Raw genomic sequence first — 17632 nt, forward strand, 5'->3', positions numbered from 1 at the left:
TTCTCCCGTTTCCGGGTATTATTCTATGGCGTTGGCTCCGGCTACAATCTCAGTAAGCTCCTGAGTAATAGCACCCTGACGGGCTCTGTTATACTGTAGACCGAGCTTGTCTATAAGTTCTTCCGCATTTGATGTTGCAGAATCCATAGCAGTCATTCTTGCTCCGTTTTCTGAAGCAACGGACTGCATCAAACCACCATAAATAACAGAAGAAATGTATTTTGGAATTATAGCATCCAATACTTCATCTTCATTGGGAGAATAATTCATAAGAGCTCTCGGACCCTCATTTTCTTTTGTCTCAGGCTGTAATAAATCTTCCTTACTGAGTGGAAGCAATTTTAAAAGCACAGGATCATGTACCACTGTGTTTTTAAAATTAGTATATATCACATAAATCTCTGAGAGCTTTCCACTTTCATAATCATCAAGCATTACCTTTGTAATATCTGCGGCATCCTTATATAGCGGCTCTTCCACAATCTCTGAAAAGTCTCCCTCTACTTCAAAGCCTTTATGTAAAAGTGCATCTCTACCCTTTTTACCCACTGAATATATAAGTGTATCTTTACTTTCAAATCCGCTTATTACTTGTCTGCTTACAGCATTGTTATAGCCTCCGGCAAGACCTCTGTTTCCTGTAATGACCAGTATTCCTACCTTTCCATCCTCATTTTTTCTTAAATATCTGTGGTTGATATTCTCACTTTTTTCAAGCATGGACGATATAGTCTGATACATTATAGTAAAATATGGTTTTGAAGCTTCCGCTTTGGCTCTTGCTTTTTGAAGCTTAACTGTTGCTACAAGTTTCATGGCTTTGGTAATCTGAGCAGTGTTTTGTATCGCTGCACGCCTACGCTTAATTTCCTTCATTGAAGCCATACTACACCTGCACTATGCTTTCTTGCATTCATTGATAACATCTGTAAGTTTTTTTGCAAGTTCATCGGAAATTTCTTTTTTATCTCTTATTTCCGCTGCTATCTCAGGATGCTTGCTCTCAACAAACTTAAAGAGTTTCTCTTCAAATTCAAGTACCTTATCTGTAGGTACATCAAGTAAGAGCTTCTTTGTAGCGGCAAAGATAATAATTATCTGATATTCTACAGCCATAGGCTTGTAATTAGGTTGCTTGAGTATTTCTCTGATTCTCTCACCCTGTGCCAACTGATTCTTTGTAGCTTCATCAAGCTCAGAACCGAACTGTGCAAAGGATGCAAGCTCTCTATACTGTGCAAGCTCCACTCTTATAGGTCCTGCAATCTTCTTCATCGCCTTTATCTGTGCAGAACCTCCTACTCTTGATACTGAAAGTCCGGCATTGATAGCAGGTCTGAATCCCGCATTAAACATTTCCGTCTCAAGGTATATCTGACCGTCCGTAATAGAAATAACATTTGTAGGAATATATGCCGAAACATCTCCTGCCTGTGTTTCTATTATAGGTAATGCGGTAAGTGAACCGCCGCCAAGATCCTCTGAAAGTCTTGAAGCTCTCTCAAGAAGTCTTGAATGCAGATAGAATACATCTCCCGGATATGCCTCACGACCGGGAGGTCTCTTAAGAAGCAATGAAAGTGTACGATATGCGGCAGCATGCTTTGTAAGGTCATCATATACTACAAGTACATCCTCGCCTCTTTCCATCCACTCCTCACCTATAGCACAACCTGAATAAGGTGCGATATATTGAAGCGGTGCAAGGTCACTTGCTGTGGAAACTACTACTGTAGTATAGTCCATAGCACCGTAATCCTCAAAAGTCTTTACAATTGAAGCTACAGTAGAAGCCTTCTGTCCTATAGCAACATAGATACAATGAACATTCTGTCCCTTTTGATTGATTATGGTATCTACAGCGATAGAAGTCTTTCCTGTCTGTCTATCACCGATTATGAGTTCTCTTTGTCCTCTTCCTATAGGAATCATGGCATCAATAGCCTTTATTCCTGTTTGAAGCGGTGTATCTACAGATTTTCTTTCGATAACACCATGTGCAACTCTCTCTATTCTTCTAAAGGTATCTGAAGTTATAGGTCCCTTTCCGTCGATTGGCTGACCGAGAGCATTTACAACTCTTCCTGTAAGCTCATCTCCTACAGGAACCTCTACAACTCTACCTGTGGTCTTTACTGTATCTCCCTCACTGATATTTTTCTTATCACCAAGTAATACAGCACCAACATTGTCCTCCTCCAAGTTAAGCACCATGCCGTAAACATCTCCCGGAAATTCCAGAAGTTCTCCCTGCATAGCCTTTGCAAGACCATGTATTCTTGCAATACCGTCCGCCACCTGGATAACAGTACCCACATCTGATACCTCGAGTTTAGTTGAATACTTATTTATCTGCTCTTTTATAACTGAGCTGATTTCTTCAGGTCTTAGATTCACTAGACTCGTACCTCTTTTCTTTAAACTTTTTGCCGGTAATACGGCTTATGATAGCATTTTTCGCATCTTTTCAATTCTTGTTTTTACACTTGAATCCACAACTCTGTCACCGATTCTGATAACTATACCGCCTATGATACTGTTATCTACCACATACTCTACTTCAAGAGATTTATAATGAGAAGTCTTTAAAAGCTCATCCACTATTCTCTCCTTCTTTGCATCATCAAGTTCCAATGCAGTGGTGATGGTTGCCTTTCCGATAAGAAGAAGCTCCTTTATACAATCTATAACATAATCAACTATAGGTAAAAGTTCCGCCTGTCTCTTCTTTTCAATTACAGTCAATAAAAATCCCAATGAATCAACACTGATGTGATTCTCAAATATTCCCTTTATAAATGCTGTCTTCTCTTCATCATCCAACTTGGGAGAATCCAGAAGTTCTATAATTTCACCATTTTCAAGCAAAATATTTTTTAATAATTTTATCTCTTCAAGTGCATCAATCAGATTATTTTTCTCAGATACTACCGACACATAAGCATCTCCATATACTTTGGACACTAATTTTGCCATGTACCATCTCCGATTTCTTTTAAAGTCTCTTCCACAAGTCTATCCTGCACCTCAACACTCATTGCAGAATTGACTGCTTTGCCTGCAATAATCGAAGCCACATCCACTATATTTGATTTTACTTCTTCCATGGCTTTTTTCTTTGCCAGCTCTATCTCATTGTTAGCCCTGTCAGTAATTCTCATAGCTTCCGCCTTTGCTTCTTCTATGATTTCATTTTCTCTATCCTTTGCCCTTTTTCTGGCATCCTCCAAGATAGCATCAGCCTGCTTTTGGAAAGAGGCTAATCTTTCTTCGTACTCCGCCTTTAGAGCATCAGCTTTTGCCTTTGCATCTTTCGCACTTTCCAGGTCTCCCGCTACACGCTCTCTTCTTTTGTTTAACATGTCCTTAGCAGGATTAAAAAGCAAATAGGAAAGAATAAAGAACAAGAAAAGGACCGCAAAGCCTGTTATAGCCGAATCAGCCAACAGCTGAGGGTCAAATCCTATCAGTCTTTCCATAACCCCTCCAAATTAAGCGCCGAAAGGCTTAACAAACATAAGAATCATAGCAACTACAAGTCCGTAAAGACCTGTTGTCTCGGCAACCGCCTGTCCAAGAAGCATTGTTGATGTAATATCAGCTCTTGCTCCCGGGTTTCTACCTACAGCTGCCGCACCATGTCCTGCTGCAATACCCTGTCCGACACCGGGTCCGATACCTGCTATCATTGCGAGTCCTGCACCTATAGCAGAGCAACCAAATATAAAATCCTGTCCTGTCATATTCATAAATAACCTCCAAAATATATGATATCAAGCAAGGCTCTTCCTCACTTAAATCCATGAAAATATTTTACTATCCAATGAACTATTCTAATTTGTCATTGATATAGACCATGCTCAGCATACAGAAAACATAGGTCTGTAATGCTCCTGAAAACACATCTGTATATAGATGTAAGAATGACGGTACACCAATCTTTAAAAAGATCGGCATCATACCATACCAAAGCCCCATGATCAAAACACCTGAAAGCACATTTGCAAAAAGACGCAATGATATAGATATCGGATTTGCTATCTCACCGATAATATTTATCGGAAAGAGCAATGGTATAGGCTCAAACAGCGATGTAAAATGTTTTAATTTTCTGTTCTTTATACCCTGGAAATTTACAATCAAAAATGTAAATACACCAAGCATAAAGGTTACACCGTAATCCGCTGTCGGGTTTCTAAGTCCCAGCAAACCGCTGAAGTTTGAAACAAAAATAAAGATAAAGATTGTTCCTATATAGTTCATGAATCTATTTTTATTTGCACCAAGTATAGTTTCAGTCATTCCCTCCAAAGCTTCAATACCACATTCCAAAAAATTCACAAACCCGCTTGGTACACTGTACGGATCCGCCGCCTTTATTGCTCTGTTTGCAAAAACAGCAAATACGGTAATCAATAAAACAACTACCGCCAAAGAAACCGTAGTAGTACTCAGATAAAGCTCCTGTCCAAAAAGCTCATACTTATACAGACCATGAATCATGAAATCCAGATTTTTACTTCCGGATGCGCTTTCAGCTAAAATATTTAAGCTCATGTTTCCTCCTTTCCTTCTTTTTCAAATATTTTTTTAAACAGTGGATACATATATGCGCCCGATTTCAAACCGAAAACCGACATGACAATTGCGAGTACATTTATGTATCTACTGTTCCAAAATATTGCAACAACAACGAATAGGGCTGCTTTTCTAAGCAAAGAATGTATCATAACTTTTCTTTGTGCAATGGAAGGACTGCCTCCGTACAGACTGTCTTCCGTAGATATTCCCATATCTATGACCATGCCTGTTACCAAAACAGTGCCCACCAGTATTCCCAGTTCTATCGAATATATCGAATATTTCATGAGTCCGGCAAAGGGGATAGCCGCTAAACTCAGAATAATCTCATAAAGTAAAACCCCCATACCCATATAAAAGCATGTTCTTCTTGTTTCCTTACTCATTCTTATTCTTAAAAATCCTACTTTCTTTTTTGGGTAAAACAAAACTGCTTTCCTGTTCCTGCGGATTTATCTCCTCTTTCTTTTCATCCATCCTTTTTATGGCATTAATAATCAACCTGAATCCCGACACGCAACCGCTTGCAACACCGAGAAGTATAAATATCATAGTAAAAGGAAAGTTAAATCTTTCCTCTAATTTAATGCCCGCAAATGTACAAAGCAGAATAGGGGTAACTATAGTAAAACCCACCTGAGAAATTAATGACAAATATCTTAAGGCTTCCATATCTCTCACCTCCTACTATACCCCAAAACCACAAAAACTTTCAATATCACATTTATTTTTTTTCGGTTTTCTTATTATACCTATATAATTCCGACTTGTCTATATTAGTGTTTTTTTTATCAATACCATTGTTAATTTAAAAACTTACTTTCAAAAATTTTATACAAAAAAAATCAAAATAAGGATATTTTAGTTAAAGCTTTTAAAAATATTATTAAAACACTCCAACAAATAGATAATTTTTGGTTCAAAAATATTATAAAATGATATTCTGTAAATCGTAAATATTTGTTATAATATATATGCTATAATAATGTGATACAGGGGATATAAGGGCCTCAATCCATTTTGCCCCCTAATATTATCAAAAAGGAGGAAAATATGAAACATACTATCAGAAAAATGCTGGTTACCGGTGTATTAAGCGGTATTCTTTCACTTTCTGCTATTTCTGCCGTATATGCGGCCGGTTGGAAATCTTCCGGCGGAACATGGACCTATGTGGATGAAAAAGGACAGCTTCATAAAGGTTGGCTACAGTCTTCCAACGGCTACTATTACATGGATTTATCCAATGGTGTTATGACTACAGGCTGGAAGAAAATTGATTCAAAATGGTACTATTTCAAATCTAACGGAATCATGGCCACTGGCTGGTTCAAAGTTGGTAATGATTGGTTTTATACCCTTAGTAGTGGAAACCTTGTACAAAGCAGCTGGTTAAAGAGTGATTCAAATTATTACTACCTAAGAGGTACCGGTGCTATGGCTACAGGCTGGAGACAGATGGATGGCGCATGGTATTACTTTAAACCTGACGGTAGAGCCGCTTTTGGATGGACAAAGGTTGGAGATAAGACTTATTACTTCTCATCTGCCGCTAAAATGTATACATCATGGAATGAAATCGACGGTATTTACTATTACTTCAATAGTGACGGCTCCATGAAAACAGGCTGGATAAATGACGGCACTCATAAGTATTACATGGAAGAAACTGCGGGCGAAAATCATGGTAAAATGAGCTTCGGTTTCAAAAAAATCGCCGGTACATCTTATTATTTTAATGAAAAAGGTCATATGATCACCGGTTGGTTGCAGTCAAACGGCAAATACTATTACTTTGATTCAGACGGTAAAATGGTAGCCGGAAGATCTATAACTATAGAAGGAAAAGAATATACATTCGATACAAACGGTGTATGTACAAATCTTAGTGGCACTCCTGGCAGTGTCACTAATGCTATATCTGAAACAAAAAAATCCGAGCAAAAGACTGAATCCAAGGAAAGTACTGTTGCACCGACTTCAGGTTCCGGTTCGGGTTCAAAGCTTGAAGCTCCCGGAGCAAAACCGGAAACCTCCGGCTCTAAGAGCGAATCATCAAGTTCGGCTCCAAGCTCATCTTCAGGTTCTTTAGCTCCTGCCGCACCTATTGAGGAATCAAAGGGAAGCAAGGAGTCTACAGTTCCGGCATCACCTTTGGATGAGGCCAAATCAAAAAATTCTACGGAGGATTCAAAATCAAAAGATCCTTCCGGAGAATCGAAAAGTCCTTCAGATGAAAGCAAGAAGAATTCACAAAGCAATTCTTCAAGCAAGGACGAAGTAGGTCTAAAACCCGGTGAAACATCCGGACCAAAATAGAGGTACAAAATGCATTTAAACAAATTTACAAAAACTGCTATATCGTTGTCACTTGCACTGTCTTTACTTTCTCCGGTGACAGCCTATGCGGCAAATGAGTGGACCATGCAAAGTCCCGGTGTATACCAGATGCTTGACGGTTCATCACTTTCCGGAGTAGTTGCAAGAGGTATTGACCTTTCTCATTATCAGGGGAATGTAGACTGGGATAAGGTTGCGGCGGATGATGTTCAATTTATCATTCACGGAACCAGATATAAAGGTCAAATAGACCCCGTTATAAGAAAAAATCTGACTGAAGCAAATAAAAGAGGTATTAAGCTGGGAGTATATATTTATTCCTATGCGATGACAGTTGCACAAGCTGAGGCGGAAGCTGATTTTGTTTTGGATATAATAAAGGATTATCCTATTTCATATCCTGTAGCATTCGATGTGGAGGATGCTAACACTCAAGGCAAATTGCCAAAGGACGAACTCACCGCAATTATAAAAACTTTCTGTAATAAGGTGGAAGCTGCAGGCTACTATCCGATACTGTATGCAAATGACTATTGGATAGCAAATAAGCTTGATATGAATGCACTTAAAAAATATGATATCTGGGTTGCCAGATACAATGTAAAGCATTCCTATCCAAATCCTGTGATGTGGCAGGCTACCAGTACCGGTAATGTAAACGGAATAAAGGCAAATGTAGATATTGACTTCCAGTATAAATCATTTGCCGACAAGATTCCTGCAGATACATGGAGAACCATTGCCGGAAAAAGATATTATTATAAAGACTACAATATGGTAAAGGATTCCTGGGTTCATGACAGTAAAAACTCCTACTACATGGATTCAAACGGTACGGCAAAGACCGGCTGGTATTCTTCCAATAATGCAATTTATTATCTGGACCCGTCCAATAACGGCGCTGCAAAGAAAGGTTGGTACAAGGAAAACAATTCATGGTACTATCTTGATAATAATGACGGCAAGATGCAAACAAACTGGTTTGTGGACGGAAACAAAAGATATTATGCCGACAAAGAAGGCAAAATGCAAACAGGCTGGCTTGTAGACGGCAAGAATACCTATTTCCTGGCACAATCAGGTGCTATGGTTACCGGTTGGGTAAATGACAACAACAGCTGGTATTATATGGATAATAACGGTAAGATGCTAACCGGCTGGGTGGACTCGGGAAATCAGAGATATTATATGGACAGTAACGGTAAGATGATGACGGGCTGGACAGATATCGGCAATGCCAAATACTTCCTGACACAATCAGGTGCGCTAGCCAGAGGATGGCTGAATGATAGCGGCACTTGGTATTATATGGATAATAACGGTAAGATGATGACAGGCTGGGTAAATGATAAAAACACCTGGTACTTTATGGACAATTCGGGTAAAATGCAAACAGGCTGGATAAATGACGGAAAGAATAAATATTTCCTTACAGATTCAGGTGCAATGAGAACCGGATGGATTAAAGACAATAATGACTGGTATTATATAGATAAATCCGGCTCCACAAGAACCGGATGGTTAAATGAAAATAATACCTGGTATTATATGGATAATAACGGTAAGATGGTAACAGGTTGGATAGACCTCGGCAATCAAAGATATTTCCTATCTCCAAGCGGTGCTATGAAGACAGGCTGGATAAATGAAAACAATACCTGGTACTATCTGAACAATTCAGGTGCTATGTCAAAAGGTGTAATAAATATCAACAATACCTCCTACTATCTTGATGAGAACGGAAAGATGCTTGCCAATACTACCGTAAATGTAAACGGCACAGAGTATAATATAGATGGCTCAGGTGTTATGACTCCGGTTGTAGCAAATACAACTCAGACTCCTGAAAGCAGCACAAGTGCACAGACTGTGGCTGATAACTCAGGTCAAGTTTATACAAAAGCAAGTGTCGGACCGGTAGCCAGATAAATAATTATGAATAAACAAGAGAAGATTTCCCGGCTTATGGGTATCTTCTCTGTTTTTGTATAATAGATAGGAATAGATAGGACTTTTATTTTGTTCCGCACGGTACCACCAAAGCCTATACCATTCTTTTCTCATCCCCGGCAATAAATTGTAACCTCCCTCTTGATACATAAGTTTATACTCTTCTAAATTCACAATCCATAAGATGATCGTTTACCATTCCGACTGCCTGCATACCCTCTAAACAAAGCATCTTAAAAAGTTCCTTATCATAAAATACAGGTATTCCCCATTTCGTATCATGATATCTCTGTTCAAGCGGATTATTATTTGCCCAATCACATCTTTTAATTATTTTATTCATAAGCTTCCTTTACCCCGGCAATAAGCTCTTTTTTATTCTTTTTATAATTAATTGAGGGTAGTAAAATATTGTCCAGTATACTTAGGTTTTTAATCATTTTGGGCAGCTGAAATACAAATCCGAAAGTTTCTCTGCGAAGCTTTGCCGCATCTTCTTCACAAAGATTATTTATTTTTCTTCCCTCAAAAAATATCTCTCCGCTATCCGCTACATCCAAAGATGATAAAATATTCAGTAGTGTTGACTTTCCCGAACCTGACTTTCCCATGATAGATACAAATTCACCGTCGCCAATCTCTATATCAACACCCTTTAAGACCTTTGTTTTCAGTATTGTATTTCCATAACTTTTTTCAAGATTTCTCCCTTGTAAAATCATTTTATTCCTCCTTTAAAAACAGTGCAATATTCATTTTCCTCATCCCCTTTACTCCTATAGCTGTAGCAAACATTGCAGCCAAGAGCATTGAAAAAGGAATAAAAAGATATGTGAAAATAGGGTTTCTTATAAAATGTATGCCATGAACACAGGTCACAGAAAGAATCTCCGCTGCCAATCTGTCACCAATACTTAAAACCAAAATATTACCAAACAAAATACATGCAATTAGGCTAAATATTGTTTTTATCATATATTGCAGATACAGACTACAATTATTAAAACCTATTGCCTTTAAAACAGCATTCTGTCCCCTATCTTTTAAATAAATCATTCTTACAAATAGACTTACTATTAAAAACACAAGAAAAAGGGAAGCGACAAGAGCTACTTTACTGATACTCTCCACCATAGTAATTGTATTACCGAATATCTGCTTAAGATAGGTCTTAGTATCTGCAAATCTTGCAAAGGAATATCTCTGTGAATATTTTTCGCTAAAATCTCTCGAATAAGAGCTTTCAAGCAGCTTAACAGGAATAACAGTCCATTTGCTCTCGCCCTCATCAATTCTAAAATCTGTTTTTGCAGTCTTTCCTCCATTGGTAAGGTCGGAGTAAATACCTGTTATTTTTAATGTTTTTTCATTCTCACCAAGTAAAAGTGTAATACTTTCTCCCTCTTTTTTAGAAAGTTCCTTAGACGCAAGTTTTGATAGAGATATTTCATTATCTCCAACCGGAGCCTCTCCCGAAATATACTTTATCGGAAAGCTGCTTTGTTTGCCTGAATCAATCCAAAGCTTTTGTCTTTCCCCCTCCTCTGCTTTATAATCCACAAGTTTACCTGTATAAACTTCAAATTTATCTACATTAGGATCATTCTCCAAATCCTTTAGCATTGCCTGTATATCCTCTTCATTTTTTGCCATATCTGTTATATCTATTCGTATATCATAGACACCGATTCCAAGGTAATTTACAAAACTCTTATCAGGAATATAACAAGGCGTAGCCGGTTTAAAAGGTGGTCTTTTTGTTTAGAATTATTATAAAAGTTTCTTCCATTTTTTCATTGTAGATATTGTATAAGAAATTAATTCTTCATTCTTACTCTCCTGCAGAATACGTTCCTGCCAGTAGATTGCATCTTCTATCTTATTCTCAAAATAGTAGTTATCCGCCAAGATACTATACAGTTCATCTTTTAAGTCCATATCTTCATCCGGTACTTTGTCTAACAAATATTTGACTGTTTCTGTAGATTTATCATACATCTCAACTTGCTGGTATATATACGCCAGTTTTCCTCTTACATAATTATCTTCCGGATCCAGTTCAAGAGTCTTTTCAAACCAAGGTATTGCCATAGAGTACTGATAACAGTTATTTAAGGATATAGCAATAGCATATGCATTATCAGCAGACTGATCATTTGCATACATCCTATATCCAAAAGGCAGATACTCCAAATTCTGATCATCTGTTAATTTTTTTGCATATTCCTCTTCCTGTTTTGTGAGAGATGTCTTATCTCCGTAATCCAAGAACTCTTTTGTCAATGTGTTGATTCTGTATTCTTTATGTGAACCGATAAATTCCAATACTTTTGGAATTATATTCTCCTTAGCATATATGGATTCTGCAAACCATGTATTGGACTGCCCAAAGCCTTTTCCTGCGCCATCTTTTTTCGCTCTTCCAATTGTAAATGTTCTCTTATCTTCCGGTAAAAGATATGCATCCTCTGCCTTACATTCAAACCAATAATACCTGTCAATACCGCTAACAGGTGTACAGCGTGTTTCCCTCAAAAATCTATTGGCAGTTGCATTTTCATACCATCCAACAATTACCGTACCTCTTTCATGGTGCGTAGCACACCAAATTACTAAAACATTGTTAGTTTCATCAAAATGTCGGTACTTTTTATCAAATTTCTCTATGTGAAACTCCTCCCCGATAGATTTAACAAAACCGAAGCATCTTCCGTCCATATTTAAAAAATTCCACTTTTCATGCGCATCTTCATTTTCCTGAACCCATCTTCCACCGGATTTCGGCTTTATCTCTCCTGCAACACGTCCGTCATAGTATCTCAAATACGCAATATTACAAAATATTATATACATATCTCATCCTTTCTATCTTCAATAACAATATTCAATGCGTTATTTCCATCCTTCAAGCATGCAATAGGCTTATTTCGCATACTTGCAAAAGAAGACAACCTCTTTGGTAGTACTTCCTTTGTATCAACATAGTACTTTGTCTTACCCCTCTCTACTACTAAAAAGAGTTCAAATTCATCAGGTACAAGTACGTCCAACAGATAAAACATATTATCATGAAATTCCTTAAGAAGCTCTCTCCTTACATCCGCAGTGCTGTTAGGATTATCATTTATCAAATCATCCATCCTATTTAAAACAAACTTTCGCTCATTTTCTCTAAACTCTTCCTGCATTCTCGGTATCTGCTCTCTTTCAAGAAGACCTACCTGACCATGATACCCAAGCGCATATTTCATCCAGTTCAGATCTATATCAAGTAATACCGATAATCTAAAAAGTGTTTCTGCACTTACAGTATCGTGATTTAGCTGTGCCGAAAATGTAGTATTTTTAATTCCAAGTTCGCCTGCAATCTGTTTTTCTGTTCTGTTTCTGTTTTTAATAAAACGCTTTATCATCCCACCTATATTATTTGTATCCTTCACACCGGAATCACCTCCTTTGTTTGATATATATACTATATCAAGTCTTCCGCATCGAAAATAGAACAAAAAATCCAATGTGGTTGGATTTTTATGAGAAAAAACATTCTTAATAAAAAAAAATCAGAGAGTATTTAATACTCCCTGACTTTTTATATAAATCTATTTGTCAAATAAATCGACAATACTAATGCTATTACGCTAAAGGTAAAAACGGCAGACACAATAGCCAACACCCTGCCTCTATTCCAATACTTTATACTTATATACAAGCCGTCTATAATATCCAACACCGGTATCATCTGCAATAAAGAATGTATTGCTCTTTCTACAGAAGACATACCGTATTTTTTTTGTGTAATACCTAAGACGCAATTAATTGATATAAAACACGGCAACTCTATTAAGGTAAATACTACGAAAATATATAGTATTATCGCAATAATAAAAGTAATAACATAAGCAACTATAAGAGTAATGATAAACACTAAAAAAGTCGCTATAAGCCTATCTTCCGGCCAATGAATTATCATTTTGATTATTCCAAAAATAAAAGCACCTACTATTCCTGCACAGATTAATTCAACAGGCATCATTATATATTTATATATAAAATATGTTTTCAGACAATAATCTACATCTTCCTCCTTTTTAGCAGATGAAATATTTCGCATTTGTAATATCAAAACAAATACAAGTATGATACACATAGGAATAATTAATATCGTTGCAACAACACCTACAATATACAATATAGATAATACTATTGAACAATATATTGCTGTTCCATACAGTATACCCATCCATAAAGGGTTTTGTTTTTGATTATATTTCATATTTTACAAATTCTTCTCCACACACTCAAGTGCGGCTTCCACTACCTTATCCATATCATAATACTTATAGGCGCCCAGTCTGCCGCCAAATATTATCTCAGGTCTCTTTTTTGAAAGTTCTACATAACTTTCATAAAGAGCATTATTCTTTTCATTATTGATTGGATAGTAGGGCTCCTCACCCTTTTGCCACTCACTTGGATACTCTTTTGAAATAATTGTAAAATCCTGATTGCCATACTCAAAATGCTTATGCTCTATTATTCTTGTAAACTCTACATCTCTTTCGGTATAATTTACCACGGCATTCCCCTGATAGTTGTCGGTATCAAGTCTTTCATCCTCAAAGTATACTCTTCTGTACTCTAATACCCCCAGCTGATAGTCAAAGAATTCGTCAATCATTCCGGTATATACAGTTCTGTTCGCTATATCCGGATTTTCTTTTATAAAGTCTTTGTATTCTGTACTTATCCTTACCTCTATTCCCTCCAAGAGTTTTTCCACTATTCCCGTATATCCGCCTATCGGAATTCCCTGATATCTGTCATTAAAATAATTATTATCAAATGTAAATCTAAGCGGCAATCTTTTTATAATAAATGCCGGAAGCTCCTTTGCATCTCTTCCCCACTGCTTTTCCGTATATCCCTTTATAAGCTTTTCATATACATCCCTGCCGACAAGAGATATTGCCTGCTCTTCCAGATTCTTAGGCTCTGTAATGCCTGATTCTTTTCTTTGCTTTTCAATAATAGCCTTTGCCTCATCCGGAGTCTTGATATTCCAAAGCTTGCTGAAGGTATTCATATTAAAAGGCAGATTATAAAGTTCATCCTTATATACCGCTACAGGTGAATTGATATAATTATTAAACTCGGCAAAATTATTAATATAACCCCAAACCTTTTTATTTGAGGTGTGGAAAATATGGGCACCGTATTTATGTACATTTATACCGTCTACATTCTCGGTATAGATATTTCCGGCTATATGTTCTCTCTTATCAATAACCAAAACCTTCTTGCCTCTCTTCTTTGCCTCATATGCAAATACCGCTCCGAAAAGCCCCGCTCCAACTATTAAAAAATCGTATTTCATACATTACTCCTCTCTATATTTTTCCAACTATCAAATAAATTATAATAGTTGCAATCATCATACTTTCCTGTATATATGTATACCTTTCCACCTTGCTTACTATTCTGTACTTTGTAGGATCCTTCTTATATTCAAAAAATTTCATAGAACACCATACAGTATTTGCAAGCAATGCCGCCACTGAGATTTTATTTAAATTCCAAACAAGCACTATATTTGTAAATATATCAAGCCATGTAAGAACAAAAACAAAATCAATACATTTCTTATATCCGAAAAGCTTGGAATAGGTAACATATTCCGTTTCCTCCTTCGGTGCACGAATCTTTCTGGAAATCTCCCATATAAGTGCAGGAAAATACAGAGTCATCACCGCCATCAGATTTGTAATATCAAATATCGGAAGTTTATACTTCATTATAGCATAGGAAATAACATAAATATTTAATATTATCTGTACAGGATTATGAGTCACCAAAGCCAGCGGAAGTGATTTCGCTATTTTATGCTTTTGGAAAAACCATACCGCCATCAAGCTTCCATAGGTATAAAGAATCAAACAGAATATAAAATTCCTCATAAAGATAAGATTTAGCAAAATAGTTACTCCGATAAGTATGGTGGCAAAAATTCTAAGATCATCTTTATGAACTCTGCCTGATGGAAGCGGTCTGCTTGCAAAAAGTCTGCAATCCAGCTCATAGTCTTTAAAATCATCCGCAATACGAAGCCATAATAAAAAGCTGAATATTGTAAATCCGCCTATAATCACGCCTGTCACATCATGCTGTATAAAATAGGATATAAAGTCGGATTGCCCCTCCACTCTGTCAAATAAGAGAAGTTGCCCGCCTGTCACGCCATGATTTAAGAGTACGATAAAATAAATCTCTAAAAATACAATATAGCCAAGACATAGCCTTGGAAGCAGCGGAAACATTTCATTAAAATAAACTCTAAGCCTTTTCAGTCTTTCCATATCCTATCCTTTCTCCGATTCTAACCTTTGTTTCAAAACCTTTTTCACTGTTTTTTAAAATATCTTTATCTATCTCTATCCCTTTGCCGACTATTTCCACGATGCTTGAACCTCCGTAAGAGAAATATCCTTTTTCCTCACCTCGCAAAAAAACTTTTTTTCCATAATTGTGAATATGCCCGACAAGCATTGCACCTATCTCCATATGGAGCATTTTCCCATACTCACTCTGCCAATATTCCAATACCCTTTTATTTTCCGCAAATGCTCTCCAATAAGCTGCATCCCTTCTTACACTTTCAAGATGACCGTCGATGCTTCTCTTAGCTTTGCACCTACCTCCTATAGGATAAATATATCTGTGATAATCTGACAGACTTAGCCTGTATAATAAAAGATATCCACCTCTTGCCCATCTCGGCAGTGGAGATTTCAACAATTTATTGGTATTATAAACATTACCCTTTATCATTATATTAAGTCTTTTTTTGCCCTGATAAAGTTCCCCATTTTCACCTATTTTAAATACTCTTAGCTTGGCACTTGCCGTTGCAATAAACCCTTCCCTATCCGGATTTATTCTTTCCTTTCTTGTAAAAAAATCATCAAAACTTACAAAGCCTCTTTTTAAAAGTCTGCCATCCATATTATATTTTTTTACAAAACTTTCTATCTTAGCTTTTGATAAAGGACTTTTATAATATATTGAAAGCAGTTTTGAAAAATATACTCTTGCAAAAAACAGCTTTAAAAATATCCTGCCCGGCAAACTGTGGTATAAAAACCTGATAATTCCTGCAGAGTCTTCCACTTCATTTATTATCTGTCCGTTTTTTCTATCTATTATTTTCAAATTACTCACCTATAAAAGCAATAAAACTATAAAAACAAGTGCTAAAACAAGGAAAGCTATTCTTATATACAGATTCGGCTTTTTTATCTTCTTATTCCATAAAAATGCCAAAATCAAAAAAATATATAAACATTCTATCGGCAATTTATTAAAGCTTTTCATATACTTGCCTATAACTGTATATAGTGATAAAAAAAATGCGGAATATGTTACAGCCAGCCCTGTAAAATATATTTTATCCTCACTGCCCTCACTGTTAAAATAAGCCAGCCTGATTATTACAGCCAGAATGTACAAGCCGCTTAAAATAAAGGAAATATATATATTACCGGCAAAAAAGCTCATATATATTTTTATAGGAAATATTCCAAATGAAATCAAATCCGCAAATGAGTCTATCTGTATCCCGAAGTTTTCTTCCTGACTTGTTCTTTTATACATTCTTGCAAATATTCCGTCAAATGCATCACAAAGCCCTGCAAGCATCAGAAAAATAGTTGATATATATAAATCTCCGACAAAGAAAATCCCGAATATTGATATTAAAACTCCTATATAGGTAAGTATCACACTCGGATGATATACTCCCAAAAATATTCTTTTCATTTATCACCAGTACTTTCTTACTTTAAACAAAATCAAAACACCATTGACTGCCACATGGGTAAATCCTCCCAGAAAAACAGCCACTATATATTCCTTTAAATTCAAACCTGCAAGCAATGAAAGTATAAGCATTACCCCAATCATAGAATCTATCTGGTCATAGATAAATATAAAAATATTTATCGGAAACCTTCCTCTATTACTTGCATCTATATCAAATCTTCTTTTTATAAAGCTGTTCGGCAGTTCAAAAACCATATATGCAAATCCGAATGCCGCCCCTGTAAACAAATTCAAAAAAAATGTATTCGGATGTTTTTTATAAATCAGATTAAGAGCTTCCATATTCATCATTTTTAAAAACAATCCCCAAAGGATTGCTATAACAGCCGTTCCAAATGTCATACCTATAAATCCAAGAACGCTCTTACTGTCTCCGAATATTCTTTTACCATTTATACTTTTGCCACAATCCACGGGAATCCGTAAAAATGACAATGCTTTTATCTTTACAAAAAGCATGTTAAATACACCGCCCAAAATTACCGGCAACATACTGATATACAGTGAAATAATTATATCGATACTCTCATATAATTTATACATTCTATTATTTGCACCATAAAGAATGCTATCCCAAAACAAAGTACTCCCGCAGCAGCCATATCCTTAATGACCTTTATCTCAGGATGCACTTCATTTGAAATAAGATCTGCTATATGTTCTATGGCGGTATTTATACATTCCATGGCATACACCCCTGATGATGTGATAATAAATGCAAACCAGGTCGCTTTATCCACCTTAAAAACAAAGAAATCCAACAGGAAAAATATAATATCAATACATAGATAATATTTATAATTTTTTTCCGTTTTTACAGCAAAGATAAGCCCCTCAATTGCACAATATACACTCTTTAAAAAGGTCTTATTTTTCATCCAAATCC

At 36.3% G+C, this 17632-nt stretch carries 22 protein-coding genes; 2 read left to right on the top strand and 20 right to left on the bottom strand.

The features are described 5' to 3' along the window. Window positions 1–18 precede the first annotated feature (18 nt). The 8 genes from atpG to J4O15_RS02170 form a co-directional block, all read right to left on the bottom strand. Window positions 19–885 carry an ATP synthase F1 subunit gamma gene (atpG, locus tag J4O15_RS02135; protein WP_009221077.1) on the bottom strand — a complete coding sequence of 289 codons (867 nt, stop codon included), beginning with the start codon at window positions 883–885 and terminating at the stop codon, window positions 19–21. A gap of 12 nt (window positions 886–897) precedes the next feature. Next, window positions 898–2397, bottom strand: coding sequence for a F0F1 ATP synthase subunit alpha (gene atpA / locus J4O15_RS02140; RefSeq protein ID WP_208099516.1), 1500 nt, complete (start codon window positions 2395–2397; stop codon window positions 898–900). Window positions 2398–2442: 45 nt separating this feature from the next. Further along, window positions 2443–2976: an ATP synthase F1 subunit delta gene (gene atpH / locus J4O15_RS02145; protein ID WP_208099517.1), complete on the bottom strand. Its 534-nt coding sequence runs from the start codon at window positions 2974–2976 to the stop codon at window positions 2443–2445. After that, complete coding sequence (gene atpF, locus J4O15_RS02150) at window positions 2964–3479, bottom strand: F0F1 ATP synthase subunit B (RefSeq protein ID WP_009221074.1); 516 nt, start codon at window positions 3477–3479, stop codon at window positions 2964–2966. Before atpF ends, atpH begins: the two co-directional genes overlap by 13 nt. 12 nt (window positions 3480–3491) lie before the next feature. Next, window positions 3492–3749 (bottom strand): ATP synthase F0 subunit C, encoded by a 258-nt coding sequence (atpE, locus tag J4O15_RS02155; protein WP_007594440.1) that lies wholly within the window; start codon window positions 3747–3749, stop codon window positions 3492–3494. A 79-nt stretch (window positions 3750–3828) separates the two neighbouring features. Continuing rightward, the gene (gene atpB, locus J4O15_RS02160; RefSeq protein WP_208099518.1) at window positions 3829–4557 is read right to left on the bottom strand and encodes a F0F1 ATP synthase subunit A; all 729 of its coding nucleotides are present in this window, start codon (window positions 4555–4557) and stop codon (window positions 3829–3831) included. Beyond that, the gene (locus tag J4O15_RS02165; protein ID WP_208099519.1) at window positions 4554–4967 is read right to left on the bottom strand and encodes a hypothetical protein; all 414 of its coding nucleotides are present in this window, start codon (window positions 4965–4967) and stop codon (window positions 4554–4556) included. The genes atpB and J4O15_RS02165 overlap by 4 nt, the downstream gene beginning before the upstream one ends. Next, window positions 4960–5253 (bottom strand): AtpZ/AtpI family protein, encoded by a 294-nt coding sequence (locus J4O15_RS02170; RefSeq protein ID WP_009221071.1) that lies wholly within the window; start codon window positions 5251–5253, stop codon window positions 4960–4962. Before J4O15_RS02170 ends, J4O15_RS02165 begins: the two co-directional genes overlap by 8 nt. 381 nt (window positions 5254–5634) lie before the next feature. Here J4O15_RS02170 and J4O15_RS02175 point away from each other — a divergent pair, with 381 nt between their 5' ends. After that, complete coding sequence (locus J4O15_RS02175) at window positions 5635–6900, top strand: N-acetylmuramoyl-L-alanine amidase family protein (RefSeq protein ID WP_208099520.1); 1266 nt, start codon at window positions 5635–5637, stop codon at window positions 6898–6900. 9 nt (window positions 6901–6909) lie between these two features. Beyond that, window positions 6910–8850, top strand: coding sequence for a GH25 family lysozyme (locus J4O15_RS02180; RefSeq protein WP_208099521.1), 1941 nt, complete (start codon window positions 6910–6912; stop codon window positions 8848–8850). 175 nt (window positions 8851–9025) lie between these two features. Here the strand turns inward: J4O15_RS02180 and J4O15_RS02185 are convergent, their stop codons facing one another. The 12 genes from J4O15_RS02185 to J4O15_RS02240 all read right to left on the bottom strand — a co-directional run bounded on the left by J4O15_RS02185 (window position 9026) and on the right by J4O15_RS02240 (window position 17624). Beyond that, entirely contained in the window at window positions 9026–9214 is a 189-nt protein-coding gene (locus J4O15_RS02185; RefSeq protein WP_208099522.1) for a DNA-3-methyladenine glycosylase I, read from the bottom strand. Then, on the bottom strand, window positions 9207–9593 hold the full coding sequence (locus tag J4O15_RS02190) for an ATP-binding cassette domain-containing protein (protein WP_208099523.1): 387 nt from the start codon (window positions 9591–9593) through the stop codon (window positions 9207–9209). Before J4O15_RS02190 ends, J4O15_RS02185 begins: the two co-directional genes overlap by 8 nt. Before the next feature lies 1 nt (window position 9594). Further along, window positions 9595–10524, bottom strand: a complete 930-nt coding sequence (locus J4O15_RS02195) for an FtsX-like permease family protein (protein ID WP_208099524.1) — start codon at window positions 10522–10524, stop codon at window positions 9595–9597. Between the two features lie 117 nt (window positions 10525–10641). Continuing rightward, window positions 10642–11724 (bottom strand): tetratricopeptide repeat protein, encoded by a 1083-nt coding sequence (locus J4O15_RS02200; protein ID WP_208099525.1) that lies wholly within the window; start codon window positions 11722–11724, stop codon window positions 10642–10644. Next, window positions 11715–12311, bottom strand: a complete 597-nt coding sequence (locus J4O15_RS02205) for a helix-turn-helix transcriptional regulator (protein WP_208099526.1) — start codon at window positions 12309–12311, stop codon at window positions 11715–11717. Before J4O15_RS02205 ends, J4O15_RS02200 begins: the two co-directional genes overlap by 10 nt. 149 nt (window positions 12312–12460) lie before the next feature. Then, window positions 12461–13144, bottom strand: coding sequence for a hypothetical protein (locus J4O15_RS02210; protein ID WP_208099527.1), 684 nt, complete (start codon window positions 13142–13144; stop codon window positions 12461–12463). A 3-nt stretch (window positions 13145–13147) separates the two neighbouring features. Beyond that, on the bottom strand, window positions 13148–14245 hold the full coding sequence (glf, locus tag J4O15_RS02215; protein WP_208099528.1) for a UDP-galactopyranose mutase: 1098 nt from the start codon (window positions 14243–14245) through the stop codon (window positions 13148–13150). Window positions 14246–14258: 13 nt separating this feature from the next. Continuing rightward, the gene (locus J4O15_RS02220; protein ID WP_008750113.1) at window positions 14259–15224 is read right to left on the bottom strand and encodes a prenyltransferase; all 966 of its coding nucleotides are present in this window, start codon (window positions 15222–15224) and stop codon (window positions 14259–14261) included. After that, on the bottom strand, window positions 15202–16077 hold the full coding sequence (locus J4O15_RS02225; RefSeq protein ID WP_208099529.1) for a phosphatidylserine decarboxylase: 876 nt from the start codon (window positions 16075–16077) through the stop codon (window positions 15202–15204). The genes J4O15_RS02220 and J4O15_RS02225 overlap by 23 nt, the downstream gene beginning before the upstream one ends. A 9-nt stretch (window positions 16078–16086) precedes the next feature. Further along, complete coding sequence (locus J4O15_RS02230; protein ID WP_208099530.1) at window positions 16087–16683, bottom strand: CDP-alcohol phosphatidyltransferase family protein; 597 nt, start codon at window positions 16681–16683, stop codon at window positions 16087–16089. 3 nt (window positions 16684–16686) lie between these two features. Then, on the bottom strand, window positions 16687–17289 hold the full coding sequence (locus J4O15_RS02235; RefSeq protein ID WP_243761929.1) for a CDP-archaeol synthase: 603 nt from the start codon (window positions 17287–17289) through the stop codon (window positions 16687–16689). Next, window positions 17259–17624: a diacylglycerol kinase gene (locus J4O15_RS02240; RefSeq protein ID WP_208099531.1), complete on the bottom strand. Its 366-nt coding sequence runs from the start codon at window positions 17622–17624 to the stop codon at window positions 17259–17261. Before J4O15_RS02240 ends, J4O15_RS02235 begins: the two co-directional genes overlap by 31 nt. Between the last annotated feature and the right edge of the window lie 8 nt (window positions 17625–17632).

This window comes from Lachnoanaerobaculum sp. Marseille-Q4761 (assembly GCF_017565785.1).
GTDB lineage: Bacteria > Bacillota > Clostridia > Lachnospirales > Lachnospiraceae > Lachnoanaerobaculum.